Source organism: Arsukibacterium tuosuense (assembly GCF_900215315.1).
Taxonomy (GTDB): Bacteria; Pseudomonadota; Gammaproteobacteria; order Enterobacterales; family Alteromonadaceae; genus Alishewanella; species Alishewanella tuosuense.
This window is the reverse complement of record NZ_OBEB01000001.1, coordinates 358,156-372,212: the sequence shown is the minus strand read 5'-3', so window position 1 is coordinate 372,212 and position 14,057 is coordinate 358,156. Positions and strand designations below refer to the sequence as shown.

Below are 14,057 nucleotides of genomic sequence, written 5' to 3'. Positions count from 1 at the left end.
GATGAGCACTGAGGGCGTTTTTAGTAACACCCAATTGTTAAGTGAGCAGCTCACCCCGCTGCAGGCCCTGCAACCAGAGCCGTTGGCCAGACGCTACCGCTTGTTGCGTCAGGGCGTTAATGCTGTTTTTTTCAGCCTGTTGTGGCTGCTGGTGTTTGGCAGCTGGCTGCAACCCTGGTGGGCGCTGCCAGCTGATATGGCGCCGCTGGTATTCCACGCACTTTGGTTTATTCCCTTACTGGGCTTGCTACGGGCAGCTTATCGCTGGCAGGCCGACAAACATAAGCACTTTGCGCTGCGCGAACATGATATTAGTTACAGTTCGGGCATTTTTTTTCGCAAAATGATTACTCAGCCGGTCGTCAGGGTGCAGCATATCGAATTAAAACAGGGGCCGCTGGAGCGTAAAACGGCGCTGGCCCGTCTGCAGTTATTCAGCGCCGGTGGGGCGTTACACACCTTTGAAATTCCCGGGTTAGATCTTACCCAGGCGCAGCAAATCCGTCAGTTTGTATTGCAGCACAAGGATGCATTGCAAGATGAACAACAACAATGAGCCCGCTGCAGTACCCTTAGCTGAGCTGAACCAGACAGTCAGCCAGGCAGAGTGGCACAGGGTATCACCCATTGCTATTTTATATTTTGCGGTGGCAGTGCTGCGTTTTTTTGTTGGCCAGTTTGTTTACCTTATTCCACCTTTTATTCTGTTATTTAACCGGATTAAAGAAAATCCCGGCCTGGCCATTGGTTTGTTAAGTGGGTTGTTGTTACTGATAATCACTGCTGCGGTTTTGAAGTATTATTACTTCCAGTACCGGTTGTCGGCGGGTACGGTAGAGATCCGCTCCGGGGTCGTCAGTAAAAAATACCTGAATTTACCGTTTAACCGGATCCAGAACATTAAACTGGAGCAGCCACTTTTTTATCGGCCGGCAGATTATGTTTGCCTGCAACTGGATACTGCGGGCTCAGTGCATCAGGAAGCCAGGTTAGTGGCGCTAAGCAGGCCTTTCGCTGAGTCACTAAAGCAACACATTCTGGATTTACGGCAAACTGAGGCAAATGCGCCCGAGCACACCCGTCCTGAACATGCTGCAGCTGTATCCGCGAGTGAGCCCGAGCAGCTATTGAATCAGCGCAGTCTGGCTGATTTGGTTATTCATGGAATTAGCAATAACCGGATCTGGTTATTTTTAGGCTTAGCGGCGCCTTTTTATAATCAGCTTGCTGATAAAGTGCTCGACGTGTTACTACAGGCCGGCATCGACTTGCCTGCGATGTTCGACCCCACCCAGCAGTCCTGGTTTGTTATCGGCCTGTATGCAGTATCGTTAACCATGTTTATTATGCTGCTGTTAACCCTGTTCTCAATACTGGGTTCGGTATTATCGTTTTACGGTTATACCCTGCATAAAAAGCAGGATAACTATATCCGACGCAGTGGTTTGCTGACCCGACATGAAGTCAGTATGAAGTTTTCCCGTCTACAATGGGTTGCGCTGAAGCGTGACTGGCTGGATATGCTGCTTGGCAGAGTTAACCTGAGTTTTGAACAGATTAACGGTCAGCAACAATTTGCTACTGAACAGAAAATTATGGTGCCGTCAGTAACCCCGGCTGAAGCCACCACCTTGCTTGCTGATGCTTATCCGGATAATCAACTGCGCCAAATAGCATTTAATCCGGTAAGCAAGCGTTTTATCTGGCGCTATTTACTGTTGTACTGGTTGCCTGCGGGCGTAGTTGGTACGCTGCTATTGTGGCTGCAGCAACAACAGACACTGGCATTACTCAGTATCGTGCCTCTGGTATTCTGGGCACTGCTTATCGTAATGCGTTGGTACCGTTATGGTTATGCACAGGACAATAACTATTGTTATATTCGCCGCGGCTATTTTGGTGTTGATTATTACTGTTTTGCCAAATACAAGTTGCAGCAGGTCCAGTTTAAGCAAAGTTGGTTGATGCGTCGTGCCGGTTTATGCTCGGTAAAACTGGTGATGGCATCCGGTGCGCTGGAAATTCCTTTTATGGCTGAAACTGACGGTCGGGCGATACTAGAACAGGGGCTGTATCAGTTGGAGCGCAGTAACAAAGCCTGGATGTAGCAAAGCCTGGACGTAACAAAGCAGGAAGGTAATGCCGGAAGCTAAAGCTGGCGGGTCCGGGCGGTGACGTCAGCGGCTTTGCAGCTGCAAATCCGCCAGGGTGATATCAGCATGACTGTGTTTCAGCTGGCTAAGCAGCAGTAAAGCACAACTGTAGGCGTCGGCCAGAGCATGGTGCTGAGTACTTTGTGGCAGTTTATGCCGGCTTAAGCATTGCGGCAGGCGTAATGCATCTTTTTTCATTACGATACCCTGTTTCTGCATCCGGTAGAGCTCAATGTTCAGGGTATCGATAAAACTGAACTTAGCCGCCTTGCCGAAAATACGCTGACTGGCGACTTCTAAAAACCGACAATCAAGCTGGCAATGATGAGCAACAAAAATGTAGCCGGCATAGCGTTGCAGCAGTTCCGTCAGTACTTCAGCCAAATCCAGTGCTTTGTCAAAGTCCTTGTCATGCAGGCCATGAAAAACCGCACTCTGGCCCACGCTTACCGGACTATGGACCAAATAGTGTCTGGCTTCACTCAGCACAATTTCATGCTGACGCACCGGCAGCCAGCCAAGGCTGACGATATGATCCTGCTTTGCGTTCAGCCCTGTCAGTTCCAAATCGATAACCAGAAAAGGGCAGTCGGCTGCGCGGACGCCCCCGGCAGGCAGTGCAGTCTGGTTAAATGTCTGCACGATATGGCTGAGCGGTGTTGTTTTGTTTGATAGCCAAGCCAGCATATTATAAATCCCGGCAAAAGCGGTGCTTTAATGACGACTGGGCATCATTAATTACCGTCAGGCTGTCCTTCAACTGATGCCGCTGTAAACCCGATAACACATTGGGGTCGAGTAGGTTGCTGACATCATGACCCTGAGTCAGATCATGCTGATGTTTGTCCCAGCGCAACTGTGCCAGGACATCGAAGGCATCTGACAGGTTCTGAGTGTCTTTACTGTCCATTACGCCCTGGTTGGCCAACTGGACTAAACGCTGACGGGTATTAATTTCGCTGATCCCGGCTGACAGCGCATATACTCTGACAATATCAGTAATTAAACTGATACCGCGTTTTTTTAAGTCGAGGCCTTTTTTTTGTTTACCGTCATGTTCCAGAATAAAATTACGTAAAAAACTTAACGGCGCAGTGCGTTGCAAGGCGGTTTGGGCCAGATGATATAAGAACAACGCATTGTCAGTGGTTTTGGCCAGAATATCCTGTTGTAGCGCATTAAACAGACCTTTACTGCCTTCAATAACCCGTAAATCGAAGAAGATACTGGATTTAAGCAGGGCATCAGGAGTAGGGCTGGTGACCCACTTGGCGAATTGGCCTGACCAGCCTTTTAAGCTTAACCGTAGTGCACTGTTGGACGCCATAATATTGCCCGGGCACAAAATAATGCCGCAGCGGGCTAACCCCTGACAGACAAAGTCAGCTAATGCTGCAAAGTACTCAGCGACCTCGCCAACCGGCTCTTTTTCCAGTAATAAGGCGTTATCCTGATCAGCATTTAAGCTTTGATCCATCCGGCCTTGTGAACCGAAAGCCAGCCAGCTGAACACACAAGGCGGGGGGCCCAGTTCATGTTGCGCCAGGGCAATTAAGCGTTGGGTCAGCGCATCGGTAATAGTGGTAATAATATGTCCTGCCTCATGCGCAGGTACCTGTTGTTTGCCAAGGGTTAGCGCCAGGCTGCTGACCTGACTGGCACAATGCTCCAGGCCATCGACACTGGTCTGACGGTGTATTTCACCAATCAGGTATACCGGATGGTCTTGCTGCGAGCGGATGATGTCAGTGGCTGTAATCATTGAATAGCTTTGTTGTTTGTCCAGCACCGGTAAATGGTGAACATTGTGGCGGCTCATCAGCTGCACGGCTTCAAACAAATAAGCATGTTTGTCGATAGTATGTGGCTTGGCTGTCATTACCTGCTTGACCGGGGTTTGCGCCGGCAAGTCAGCTGCCAGCACCCGGCTGCGCAGATCCCGGTCGGTGATAATGCCAACCAGCCGCTCTTCCTGTTCTACCAGCAGTGATGACACCCGTTTTTCGGTCATTAATGCGGCGGCTTGCTGCACGCTGTGCTCGCCACTGATCGCAATTTTGCGTGCCTGGACAATGTCACTGATTTTGAGGGTAAAACGGGAATTTTGTTGCTGAGCTTTATATTGATGTAGTCGTCTGCTGAATAATCGCTGAAAGAAAATATCAATATTTTTATACTGATAACGTAACTGATGAAAGGCGTCGGCGCTTAACCAGTAAACCAGACCATCTTCTTCACACAGCAGCTTATCATCATCGCTTAAGCCGGTTAATAATAACTGATAACCGTAAAAATCCCCTTCTTCCAGTTTGGTCAGCAAGGTTTGCTGGTCACTGTACAACGCGAATATGCCGGTGCGGACGATCATCAAGCGCTCTGCACTCAGTTGCACTGTTTCGCCGTTCTGGCAGTAGTAAACACTGATATTGCCGGCCAGGCTGGCCAGCTGGGCATGATCTAGCTGATCAAATGGCGTGGTGCCAGCTAAAAAAGTAGTTACCTCAGCAACTTCCATAGGACCTCAGTGTATAGTGTCGGTTAAGTTACACTGCCTGACGTTGACATAACGCCAACAGTAGCGGGTCATTGTTTTCCAGTTTATGCCAGGCGTTACCCACTGCTTCACCGGGGGCAGGAATATGCAATTTCTCAGTAAAATCGGCACGGGCCTGTTGCTGGCAATGTACCACCTGGGGTACCCGTTTGGCTGACAGCCGGCGTTCAAAAAAGTATAAGTCGACCAGCCAGATTGCTTCATTGCGCTGATTAGGGGCGGCATTGGCAATATCCGCTGCAATAAAGCGTAATGTTTGCGGATAAACATAACTCCAGGGCCGCCAAACCGCTTGTTGTTGAACGGTTCGCACCACCACCACACCGTCTGGCAATAAACCCGCCTGATGCGGATACCAGTTGTATTCACTTTGCACCTGAAAACTCAGCATGCCCAGACCGGCAAAGGCGGGGATCAGCCAGCGTGGTGCTTTTTTCTTGCTGATAAAGCGGATGGCCAGCGCTATGCCCGCTGCACCCAACCCGGCAACAATGGTCGCGATTAATTCCCACAACATAGGGTATTCCTGCTTAGTATCTTGCTTTAAAAAGGCGGGCTTTCAATTGAAAGCCCGCTACTACTTCAACATCTTATTACTGACACTATAGCTTAGTGTTAGCTTAGTGGTCTACGGCCTGACCAGCGCCCCGTGGGAAGCGGACACTCTCTACCAGTTCCTGAATGCGCACTGGTGGTGGAGCGGTTAATGCTGACACAGTAAAGGCCACAGCAAAGTTAATCATTGCACCCACTGCACCAAATGACAGCGGTGAAATGCCATAACCTGTGCCACCAAACAGCCAGTTATCCGGGGTATTGGCGAAGGTTGCCGTACCTGGGATAAAGAACCAGCCAAGATACAGGAAGATATAGACACAGGTTGAAATTAACCCTGCCAGCATCCCTGCAATAGCGCCTTTGTTATTTACCCGCTTGGAGAAGATACCCATCATCAGCGCCGGGAAAATAGACGCCGCGGCGATACCGAAGGCCAGAGCAACCGTTTGCGCAGCGAAGCCGGGCGGGTTCATGCCGAGCCAGGTTGCGACAATGATTGCTACCCCCATCGAAATACGGGCTGCCAGTAACTCTCCTTTTTCGCTGATATCAGGCTTGAGCGAGCCTTTTATCAAGTCATGACTAATGGCTGACGAAATCGCCAACAGTAATCCGGCCGCAGTTGACAGTGCTGCAGCTAAACCACCAGCAGCAATTAAACCAATAACCCAGCCTGGTAAGTTGGCAATTTCCGGATTAGCCAGTACCAGGATATCGTTATTTACCACCAGCTCGTTGCCATTCCAGCCGCGATCGCTTGCGGTAGCAGCAAATGCCGGCGTATCGTTATATACCTGGATCCGCCCATCACCGTTTTTATCTTCAAACTTAATTAAACCGGTGGTTTCCCAGGTTTTCATCCAGTCTGGCCGTTCGGCATGTAAAATAGAATCAGCTGTAGGGCCGTCCGGATAAATGGTGTTCATCAGGTTTAAACGGGCCATTGAAGCCACAGCAGGTGCAGTTAAATACAGCAGGGCAATAAACACTAACGCCCAGCCGGCTGACCAGCGGGCATCAGCAACTTTGGGTACGGTGAAAAACCGAATAATAACGTGAGGTAAACCGGCAGTACCAATCATCAGTGACAGGGTAAACAACACCATGTTCAGTTTATTATCGACATCTGCAGTGTAGTCACGGAATCCCAGCTCACGTACAATTTCATCCAGCTTGGCCAGTAGCGGCATGCCTGATTCGGTATGCTCAGAGAACAAGCCCAGTGGTGGTAAGAAGTTACCGGTTAGCTGCAGTGAAATAAATACCGCAGGAATGGTGTAGGCGATAATTAACACTACATATTGTGCCACCTGAGTATAAGTAATACCTTTCATACCACCCATAACGGCGTATAAAAATACGATAACCGCGGCGATAATCAAGCCCATGTCACTGCTGACTTCCAGGAAGCGTGAGAAAGCCACACCGGCACCGGTCATCTGACCGATAACATAAGTTACCGAGGCAATGATTAAACAGGCTACGGCAACCAGCCGGGCGCCAGTGCTGTAAAAGCGGTCACCGATAAAGTCTGGCACAGTGAACTTGCCGAACTTACGCAAATACGGCGCCAGTAACATCGCCAGCAACACATAACCACCGGTCCAGCCCATTAAAAAGGTTGAGTTGGCATAGCCGCCAGCGGCGATTAAGCCGGCCATTGAAATAAATGACGCTGCTGACATCCAGTCGGCAGCCGTAGCCATACCATTCATTACCGGGTTAACCCCACCGCCAGCCACATAGAACTCTTTGGTGGTGCCAGCCCGGGCCCAGATTGCGATTGCGATATAGAGGGCGAAGGAGCCGCCGACAAATATCAGGTTTATTGCAAATTGACTCATCCTGCTTACTCCTCGTCCACGCCGAATTCCTTATCGAGTTTGTTCATTCTCCAGGCGTAGAAGAAGATCAAAGCGATAAAGGTTAAAATTGAACCCTGTTGCGCAAACCAGAAACCCAGGTCTGTGCCACCCACCGGAATGCCTGCCAACATTGGCCGCAGCAAAATGCCAAAGCCATAGGACACTAATGCCCATATCGCCAGACTGATAATGATCAAGCGAAGGTTCGCTCGCCAATAAGCCTGGGCGTTCTTTGTATGGTCCGCCATCATATTTCTCCTTTAGTTATTTTTATCGAGCATTGTTAATCTAGCAGCAGTTACCTTGCGCGCCAGCCCGACTTTAGTCGAAGCCTGATGGCCAGAGATTGACAGCGGGGATGTTGCGGCTCAAAGTATCGCTATTCAGAACGTAGGAGAAAGCAGTGACGGCATGGACTGTCGCCTTATTGGCGCTGATTTACGTCGGGGGTTTATTCTGGATTGCCAACTGGGGTGAACGCCACGCGGATGACCGGCTTATACGAAAGTATGGTGGGCTGATTTATAGCCTGGCACTGGCGGTCTACTGCACTTCCTGGACCTATTACGGTGCGGTTGGCACCGCTGTAACCCGCGGTTGGGACTATATTCCTATTTATCTCGGGCCCATTTTACTGTTTGTTTTCGGCCAGCCGTTCTTATTCAAACTGTTATATGTTTCGAAAAAACAAAATGTTACCTCGATAGCCGATTTTATTGCTGCCCGTTATGGCAAGCGCAAAAACATTGCGATGTTTTCCGCGATTATCTGCCTGATTGTGGTAGTGCCTTATATTTCGTTGCAGTTAAAAGCGGTGGCCAGCTCGTATCAGGTGTTACTGGGGGGCGATTTTACTGATATTGCCGATAACTGGTATCAGGACAGCGCCTTACTCAGTGCCATTGCCATGGCGTTTTTTGCGATTTTATTTGGTACCCGCAAGCTGCATTTAACCGAGCAAAACCGTGGCGTAATGGTAGCGATAGCATTTGAATCTGTGGTGAAACTGTTTGCGCTGTTAACCCTGGCTATTGCGGTATATGTTTTTATTCTGGACAAAGAGCAAAATGTGCTGCGGGCGTTTGCAGCGCATGCCAGTAGCCAGCAGGCTAATTACAGCACCTCCGGCATCGTTGAATTTATTACCAAAACCCTGCTGGCGATGGCCGCGGTATTTTTATTACCGCGGCAATTTCATGTCGCTTTTGTTGAAAATGTCTCTCACCATCATCTTCGTCATGCCAGACGCTGGTTTTCCGGTTACCTGCTGCTGGTTACCATAGTAGTAGTGCCGCTCGCGGTCGCTGGTATGCAGATGTTTCCGGCAATGCTGTCACAGGCCGACAGCTTTGTGCTGCTGATCCCGGCGCAGTCTGGCTGGAACAGTTTAAGTGTGCTGGTTTTTATTGGTGGTTTTTCTGCCGGCACTTCAATGATTATTATTGCGACGTTAGCCCTGAGTACCATGATCAGTAATGACGTGGTCATGCCCAGTTTACTGCAATCTAATCGCCGTAAAGGCATGCCACATGATTACAGTTTACTGATTTTGCTGGTGCGCCGGGCCATGATTTTGCTGGTGATGGGCTTATCCTATTTTTACTATCAGATATTTGCCCGCAACTATGAGCTGGCTGAAACCGGTTTGCTGGCGTTTGCATTAGCAATACAACTGGCGCCAGCGGTTCTGGGTGGTTTGTACTGGCGGCGCGGTAATGCCTGGGGCGTATACGCCGGCCTTAGTTTAGGCCTGGTATTGTGGTTCTATACCCTGATGCTACCGCAGCTGGTTAATGCAGGGGTGATTAACAGCGACATTATGCAGCAGGGGCTACTGGGCATGCATTGGCTGTCACCTACCGGGATGTTTGGTATTACCCTGGATAGCCTTAGTCATGGTGTGCTGTTGTCACTCGGTTTTAATATTCTGGCTTATATTATCGTTTCGCTGCTGAGCAACGTTAACCTGCAGGACCGGTTGCAGGCGGTGGCTTTTGTTAAGCCTAACCTGCCCATTAATCATCAGGATACACCAGCCCGGCGGATCCGCATTCACAATGCGGATTTAAAAATATTGCTGGAACGTTTTGTCGGTACCAGCCGGGCTATTGAGTGTCTGGCCGAATTTGGTCGGAAAAACAAACTCAATCTGCAACTGGATGACCTGCCAACAGTGGGCCTGGTAGAGCATGTTGAGCGGGAGCTGGCAGGGGTTATTGGTGCGTCATCTGCCTCGGCCATGGTCAACGCAGTGCTGGAGGGGCGGCAGCTTGGTTTTGAAGATGTGGTCACCTTATTTGATGATACAACCCAGGCTATTCAGTTCTCCCGTAAAATATTGTTCTCGACCCTGGAGCATTTAAGCCAGGGGGTCAGTGTGGTCGACCGGGAACTGAAACTGGTTGCCTGGAATAAAGCTTATCTGGAAATGTTCAGCTACCCTGAGGGCATGGTCAGAGTAGGCCGGCCGGTCGCTGATATTGTCAGACTGAACGCAGAGCGGGGACTTTGCGGCCCTGGCGATCCGGATGAGCACGTTGAAAAGCGCATCACCCATATGCAAAAAGGTACCGCCCATGTGTTTCAGCGGGTACGCCCCGATGGCCGGGTCATTGAAATGCGCGGTAATCCCATTCCGGGTGGGGGTTTCGTAACCAGCTTTACTGATATTTCTGAGCATGTAAAAGCAGTGCAGGCTCTGGCAGAGGCCAAGCAACATCTGGAAGAACGGGTACAGGAACGCACCCAGACTATCTCAGATATAAACCACGAACTGTTGGCAGAAGTAGGGCGGAGACGTGCAACCGAGCAGCAACTTTTACAGGCAAAAGCTGAAGCTGAGGCGGCTAATGCCTCCAAAACCCGGTTCCTGGCGTTGGCCAGCCACGATATTCTGCAACCATTAAACGCCGCCCGGTTGTTTACCGCTGCCCTGAGTGGCGCTCAGGAAAAACAGCAGCAAAAATCGATCCTGGCTCAGCTCGATAATTCTTTAAAAGCTTCTGAAGAGCTGATTTCTACCTTACTGGAAATTGCCAAACTGGATGATGGTAAGTTACAACCTGATGTACAGCCTGTAGCACTGAAAGAGTTGCTGTCGCAGCTGGCAGACGAGTACAGTCTGGTAGCCAGCCAGAAAGGCCTGGCGTTGAAAGTACGGATGGCCGAGTACAATGTCCAGACAGACTCGACCTACTTACGGCGAATTTTACAGAATCTGTTATCAAATGCGCTTAAATATACGGTAAAAGGGCGAATTTTACTTGGTTGCCGAAAAAGAAAGGACCGGATAATTGTTCAGGTATGGGATACCGGCCCTGGCATTTCACCCTATGATTTAGAACGGATTTTTGAAGACTTTTACCGGATAGATGCAACAGCGAAAGGCCAGCAGGGCGTAGGTCTGGGGCTGGGGGTAGTGCACCGGATGGCAAAATTACTGGATCATCCGTTAGCTGTCCGCTCCTGGCCCGGCAAGGGGACGTTGTTCAGTATCAGTTTACCTTTGGCGCTGCAGCAGCGCACAGTATTGCCATTACCGGGACCGCAGGCGCAACAACGGCCTTTACCAGGCTTAACGGTGGTGTGTATCGATGATGATGCTGCTAACCTTGCGGCATTAAAGGTATTACTGGAGCAGTGGCAAATAGCTGAGGTAAATTGTTTTTACGATGAACAGGAGCTGCTTGATTACGCCCGCACGGCAGCAGCACCCGACGTGATGTTAATAGACTATCAGTTAGGCCAGCAAGCTAATGGCCTGGATTTATATCAGCAAATAAAACCGTTGTGGGGCGAAGTCGGCGGCATTCTGGTGTCGGCATCACCTCAGGCAGATTTAGCTGCGCAGGCGAAGGCAGCAGGCCTGATGTATCTGGCCAAGCCAATTAAACCAGGTGCACTCAGAGCCAGCCTCAATCACTTTAAAATGCTTAAACGCAGCAAACAGTTGCCGTAACGATGATTATCATCCGGCAACAATTGTAATTTGCTGACAGGCTTTTGCTTAGCTCAGCGTTGCTGCGCCATGGCTCGGTCTACCGGCGGTTCTAAGGTCAGACGCTGGGCCTGAATAACCACCTGAGTCCGGTTGGTGCAGCCAAGCTTGCGAAAAATAGCAGTAATATGCGCTTTAACTGTCGCTTCCGAAATATGCAAATCGTAGGCAATTTGTTTATTCAGCCAGCCTTCGGTTAAGTAATACAATACCTTGTATTGTTGCTGGGTAAGCTGGGCCACTTTGGCTGCTAAGTCTAAATCCTCGCCGGCACTTTGTTCCTGAAATACCGCTTTGTGCAGGCTGGCTGGTACCCAAAGCTCGCCGGCCAGCACTGCATTTAATGCCGTACTGATATCTACCGGGTTGGCAGACTTGGGAATGTAAGCTGAGGCACCAAAAGCGATCACCCGCCGGATCACGTCTAACTCTTCACTGGCGGATATGACCACTATCGGCAGGCTGGGGTAGTTTTTACGTAACTGGATTAAACCCAGAAAGCCACAATTGCCGGGCATATGTAAGTCCAGTAACAGCAGATCAGTGTCGGGGTGTTGTTCCAATGCAGTGCAGGTGGTCTCGAAACTATCAGTTTCGATGGTCGCCTTAGTGACAAAGGTACTGCTTATCGCATTAATCAGCGCATTGCGAAACAACGGATGGTCGTCAGCAACGATAAGCTTTGCCATATAAATCCTCCGGTAAGGTCCAGAATTGTAATTATTATAAAGGCCGCAATAGCGGCCTTTTTGCTGCAACTGGAACAACGTAAGCTTACGCTGTTTTTGCCTTACTTACGATTTAAACGGTTATTCACTAAAATTTCAACTACAGATGGGTCTGCCAGAGTAGAAATATCACCTAACTGGTCATGTTCGTTCGCCGCAATTTTGCGCAGAATGCGCCGCATTATTTTACCCGAGCGGGTTTTGGGTAAGCCAGACGGCGCCCATTGCACTAAATCCGGGGTGGCAATCGGTGATATTTCTTCCCGAACCCAGGCTCTGATCGCTTTAGTCAGCTCTTCGCTGGGTTCAACGCCAACTCTGGGAGTGACATAAACATAAATACCCTGGCCTTTAATATCGTGCGGGTAACCGACCACGGCAGCTTCGGCAATGGCATCGTGGGCGACCAGACAACTTTCAATTTCTGCGGTGCCCAGCCGATGACCAGAAATATTCAGCACATCGTCTACCCGACCGGTAAGCCAGTAGTAGCCGTCTTCATCGCGTCTGGCACCATCACCGGTAAAGTACATGCCGGCATAGGTACTGAAGTAAGTTTGCTCAAATCTGTCATGATCACCGTATAGCGTGCGCATCTGACCAGGCCAGCTGTCCAGGATAACCAGATTACCTTCTGCGACACCGTCCAGAAGTTTACCTTCGTTGTCGACAATTGCCGGTTTAACCCCGAAGAATGGCCGGGTGGCAGAGCCTGGCTTTAATGCCGTGGCACCCGGTAATGGCGTAATTAAAATGCCACCGGTTTCAGTTTGCCACCAGGTATCAACAATGGGGCACTGACTGCTACCAACTTTCTCGTAATACCAGTTCCAGGCTTCCGGATTTATCGGTTCGCCAACGCTACCCAGTATCTTCAGTGAGCTTAAGTTGGCCCCTTCAACCGGGCTGTCGCCATGGGCCATTAAGGCCCGGATCGCAGTAGGGGCAGTGTAAAGGATATTAACCTGATACTTATCGACTATCTGGGCAATACGTTTAACGCTCGGGTAGGTAGGCACGCCTTCAAACATGACGCTGCTGGCGCCATTAGCCAGCGGCCCGTAAATGATGTAACTGTGGCCGGTAACCCAGCCAACGTCCGCTGCACACCAGTAGATGTCACCATCATGATAATCAAATACATACTGATGGGTCATCGCAGCATAAACCAGATAACCACCAGTAGTATGTAATACGCCTTTTGGTTTACCGGTCGACCCCGACGTATACAAAATAAACAGTGGGTCTTCGGCGTTCATTGGCTCTGGTTCACAGGTTTTACTCTGGTTGGCGACCAGCTCGTGGTACCAGACATCCCGTGCCGGGTGAAAATCGATATTTTTGCCAACGTGTTTTACTACGATAACATTTTGCACCGGACTGTCGCTGCCCAGGTGGCCCAGCGCCGCATCGGTGTTGTCTTTTAAATGGGTTGCTCTGTTACCACGCAGTGCCTGATCTGAGGTAATAACCAATTTGGAATCGCAATCGACAATTCTGTTACCTAGGGCGTCGGGAGAGAAACCGGCAAACACAACTGAGTGCACGGCACCAATTCTGGCACAGGCCAGCAAGGCAACGGCAGCTTCCGGGATCATCGGCAGATAAATAGTTACCCGATCACCTTTTTTAATCCCTAATGACTTCATACCGTTGGCCAGGGCGCATACCTGATCATACAACTGCTGGTAGCTCACAGTTTTCTGGACGCCTGGTTCATCACCTTCCCAGTAAAATGCGACCTGATCGGCGCGGCTTGCCAGGTGGCGATCCAGACAGTTATAACTGGCGTTTAAGATGCCATCGCTGAACCAGTTAACTTTAACCTTACCTAATTCAAAACTGGTATCTTTAATCTTGCTGTACGGCGTGATCCAATCAAGACGCTTACCCTGTTCAGCCCAGAATTGTTCAGGTTGCTCAACCGACTGGCGGTACATCTCCTGATAAATATCATCTGTTATATGTGTTCTGGCTTTGGCCGTCGCACTTACCGGATAAAGGCTTGGATGTGACATAGTTTCCCCTGTGGATCTGCAGTATTAATATAAGAATTTATAACTGGTTACTTTCTATCGAAATGACACTACAAATGAAATTAGACCATAGTCTAGCCAAGTATTAGCCATTGCGCTAACTGCGACTAAAGGCTAATTGCGAAGATACAGACTGTCACCCAAAGTTGTACCGTCAAAATCCAAA

Annotated in this window: 10 protein-coding genes; 3 read left to right on the top strand and 7 right to left on the bottom strand. The window is 49.7% G+C overall.

Going from position 1 to position 14,057, the window contains the following annotated elements; translation table 11 throughout:
- Position 1: 1 nt before the first annotated feature.
- The gene (locus CRO03_RS18440; protein ID WP_212682309.1) at positions 2-556 is read left to right on the top strand and encodes a PH domain-containing protein; all 555 of its coding nucleotides are present in this window, start codon (positions 2-4) and stop codon (positions 554-556) included.
- On the top strand, positions 540-2,108 hold the full coding sequence (locus tag CRO03_RS01715; RefSeq protein ID WP_170948910.1) for a PH domain-containing protein: 1,569 nt from the start codon (positions 540-542) through the stop codon (positions 2,106-2,108). The genes CRO03_RS18440 and CRO03_RS01715 overlap by 17 nt, the downstream gene beginning before the upstream one ends.
- Before the next feature lie 69 nt (positions 2,109-2,177).
- On the opposite strand, the gene CRO03_RS01710 is transcribed toward CRO03_RS01715, so the two are convergent.
- From CRO03_RS01710 to CRO03_RS01690, 5 genes are all read right to left on the bottom strand, one after another.
- Positions 2,178-2,840, bottom strand: a complete 663-nt coding sequence (locus CRO03_RS01710) for an exonuclease domain-containing protein (protein ID WP_097109835.1) — start codon at positions 2,838-2,840, stop codon at positions 2,178-2,180.
- Between the two features lies 1 nt (position 2,841).
- A complete protein-coding gene (locus CRO03_RS01705; RefSeq protein ID WP_097109834.1) occupies positions 2,842-4,668 on the bottom strand; it encodes a DUF294 nucleotidyltransferase-like domain-containing protein in 1,827 nt (608 codons plus the stop codon).
- A gap of 28 nt (positions 4,669-4,696) precedes the next feature.
- Positions 4,697-5,224: a hypothetical protein gene (locus tag CRO03_RS01700; RefSeq protein ID WP_097109833.1), complete on the bottom strand. Its 528-nt coding sequence runs from the start codon at positions 5,222-5,224 to the stop codon at positions 4,697-4,699.
- 103 nt (positions 5,225-5,327) lie between these two features.
- Positions 5,328-7,109: a sodium:solute symporter family protein gene (locus tag CRO03_RS01695; RefSeq protein ID WP_097109832.1), complete on the bottom strand. Its 1,782-nt coding sequence runs from the start codon at positions 7,107-7,109 to the stop codon at positions 5,328-5,330.
- Positions 7,110-7,114: 5 nt separating this feature from the next.
- The gene (locus CRO03_RS01690; protein WP_097110358.1) at positions 7,115-7,378 is read right to left on the bottom strand and encodes a DUF4212 domain-containing protein; all 264 of its coding nucleotides are present in this window, start codon (positions 7,376-7,378) and stop codon (positions 7,115-7,117) included.
- 155 nt (positions 7,379-7,533) lie between these two features.
- On the opposite strand from CRO03_RS01690, the gene CRO03_RS01685 reads away from it, so the two are divergent.
- Entirely contained in the window at positions 7,534-11,088 is a 3,555-nt protein-coding gene (locus CRO03_RS01685; protein WP_097109831.1) for a PAS domain-containing hybrid sensor histidine kinase/response regulator, read from the top strand.
- 53 nt (positions 11,089-11,141) lie between these two features.
- Here CRO03_RS01685 and CRO03_RS01680 read toward each other — a convergent pair whose 3' ends face one another.
- Complete coding sequence (locus tag CRO03_RS01680) at positions 11,142-11,816, bottom strand: LuxR C-terminal-related transcriptional regulator (protein ID WP_097109830.1); 675 nt, start codon at positions 11,814-11,816, stop codon at positions 11,142-11,144.
- A gap of 101 nt (positions 11,817-11,917) precedes the next feature.
- Positions 11,918-13,873: an acetate--CoA ligase gene (acs, locus tag CRO03_RS01675; protein WP_097109829.1), complete on the bottom strand. Its 1,956-nt coding sequence runs from the start codon at positions 13,871-13,873 to the stop codon at positions 11,918-11,920.
- Between the last annotated feature and the right edge of the window lie 184 nt (positions 13,874-14,057).

Coding starts and splice junctions, on each gene's coding strand:
- CRO03_RS18440 (WP_212682309.1), top strand. CDS start 2: ATGAGCACTGAGGGCGTTTTTAGTAACACCCAATTGTTAAGTGAGCAG.
- CRO03_RS01715 (WP_170948910.1), top strand. CDS start 540: ATGAACAACAACAATGAGCCCGCTGCAGTACCCTTAGCTGAGCTGAAC.
- CRO03_RS01710 (WP_097109835.1), bottom strand. CDS start 2,840: ATGCTGGCTTGGCTATCAAACAAAACAACACCGCTCAGCCATATCGTG.
- CRO03_RS01705 (WP_097109834.1), bottom strand. CDS start 4,668: ATGGAAGTTGCTGAGGTAACTACTTTTTTAGCTGGCACCACGCCATTT.
- CRO03_RS01700 (WP_097109833.1), bottom strand. CDS start 5,224: ATGTTGTGGGAATTAATCGCGACCATTGTTGCCGGGTTGGGTGCAGCG.
- CRO03_RS01695 (WP_097109832.1), bottom strand. CDS start 7,109: ATGAGTCAATTTGCAATAAACCTGATATTTGTCGGCGGCTCCTTCGCC.
- CRO03_RS01690 (WP_097110358.1), bottom strand. CDS start 7,378: ATGGCGGACCATACAAAGAACGCCCAGGCTTATTGGCGAGCGAACCTT.
- CRO03_RS01680 (WP_097109830.1), bottom strand. CDS start 11,816: ATGGCAAAGCTTATCGTTGCTGACGACCATCCGTTGTTTCGCAATGCG.
- acs (WP_097109829.1), bottom strand. CDS start 13,873: ATGTCACATCCAAGCCTTTATCCGGTAAGTGCGACGGCCAAAGCCAGA.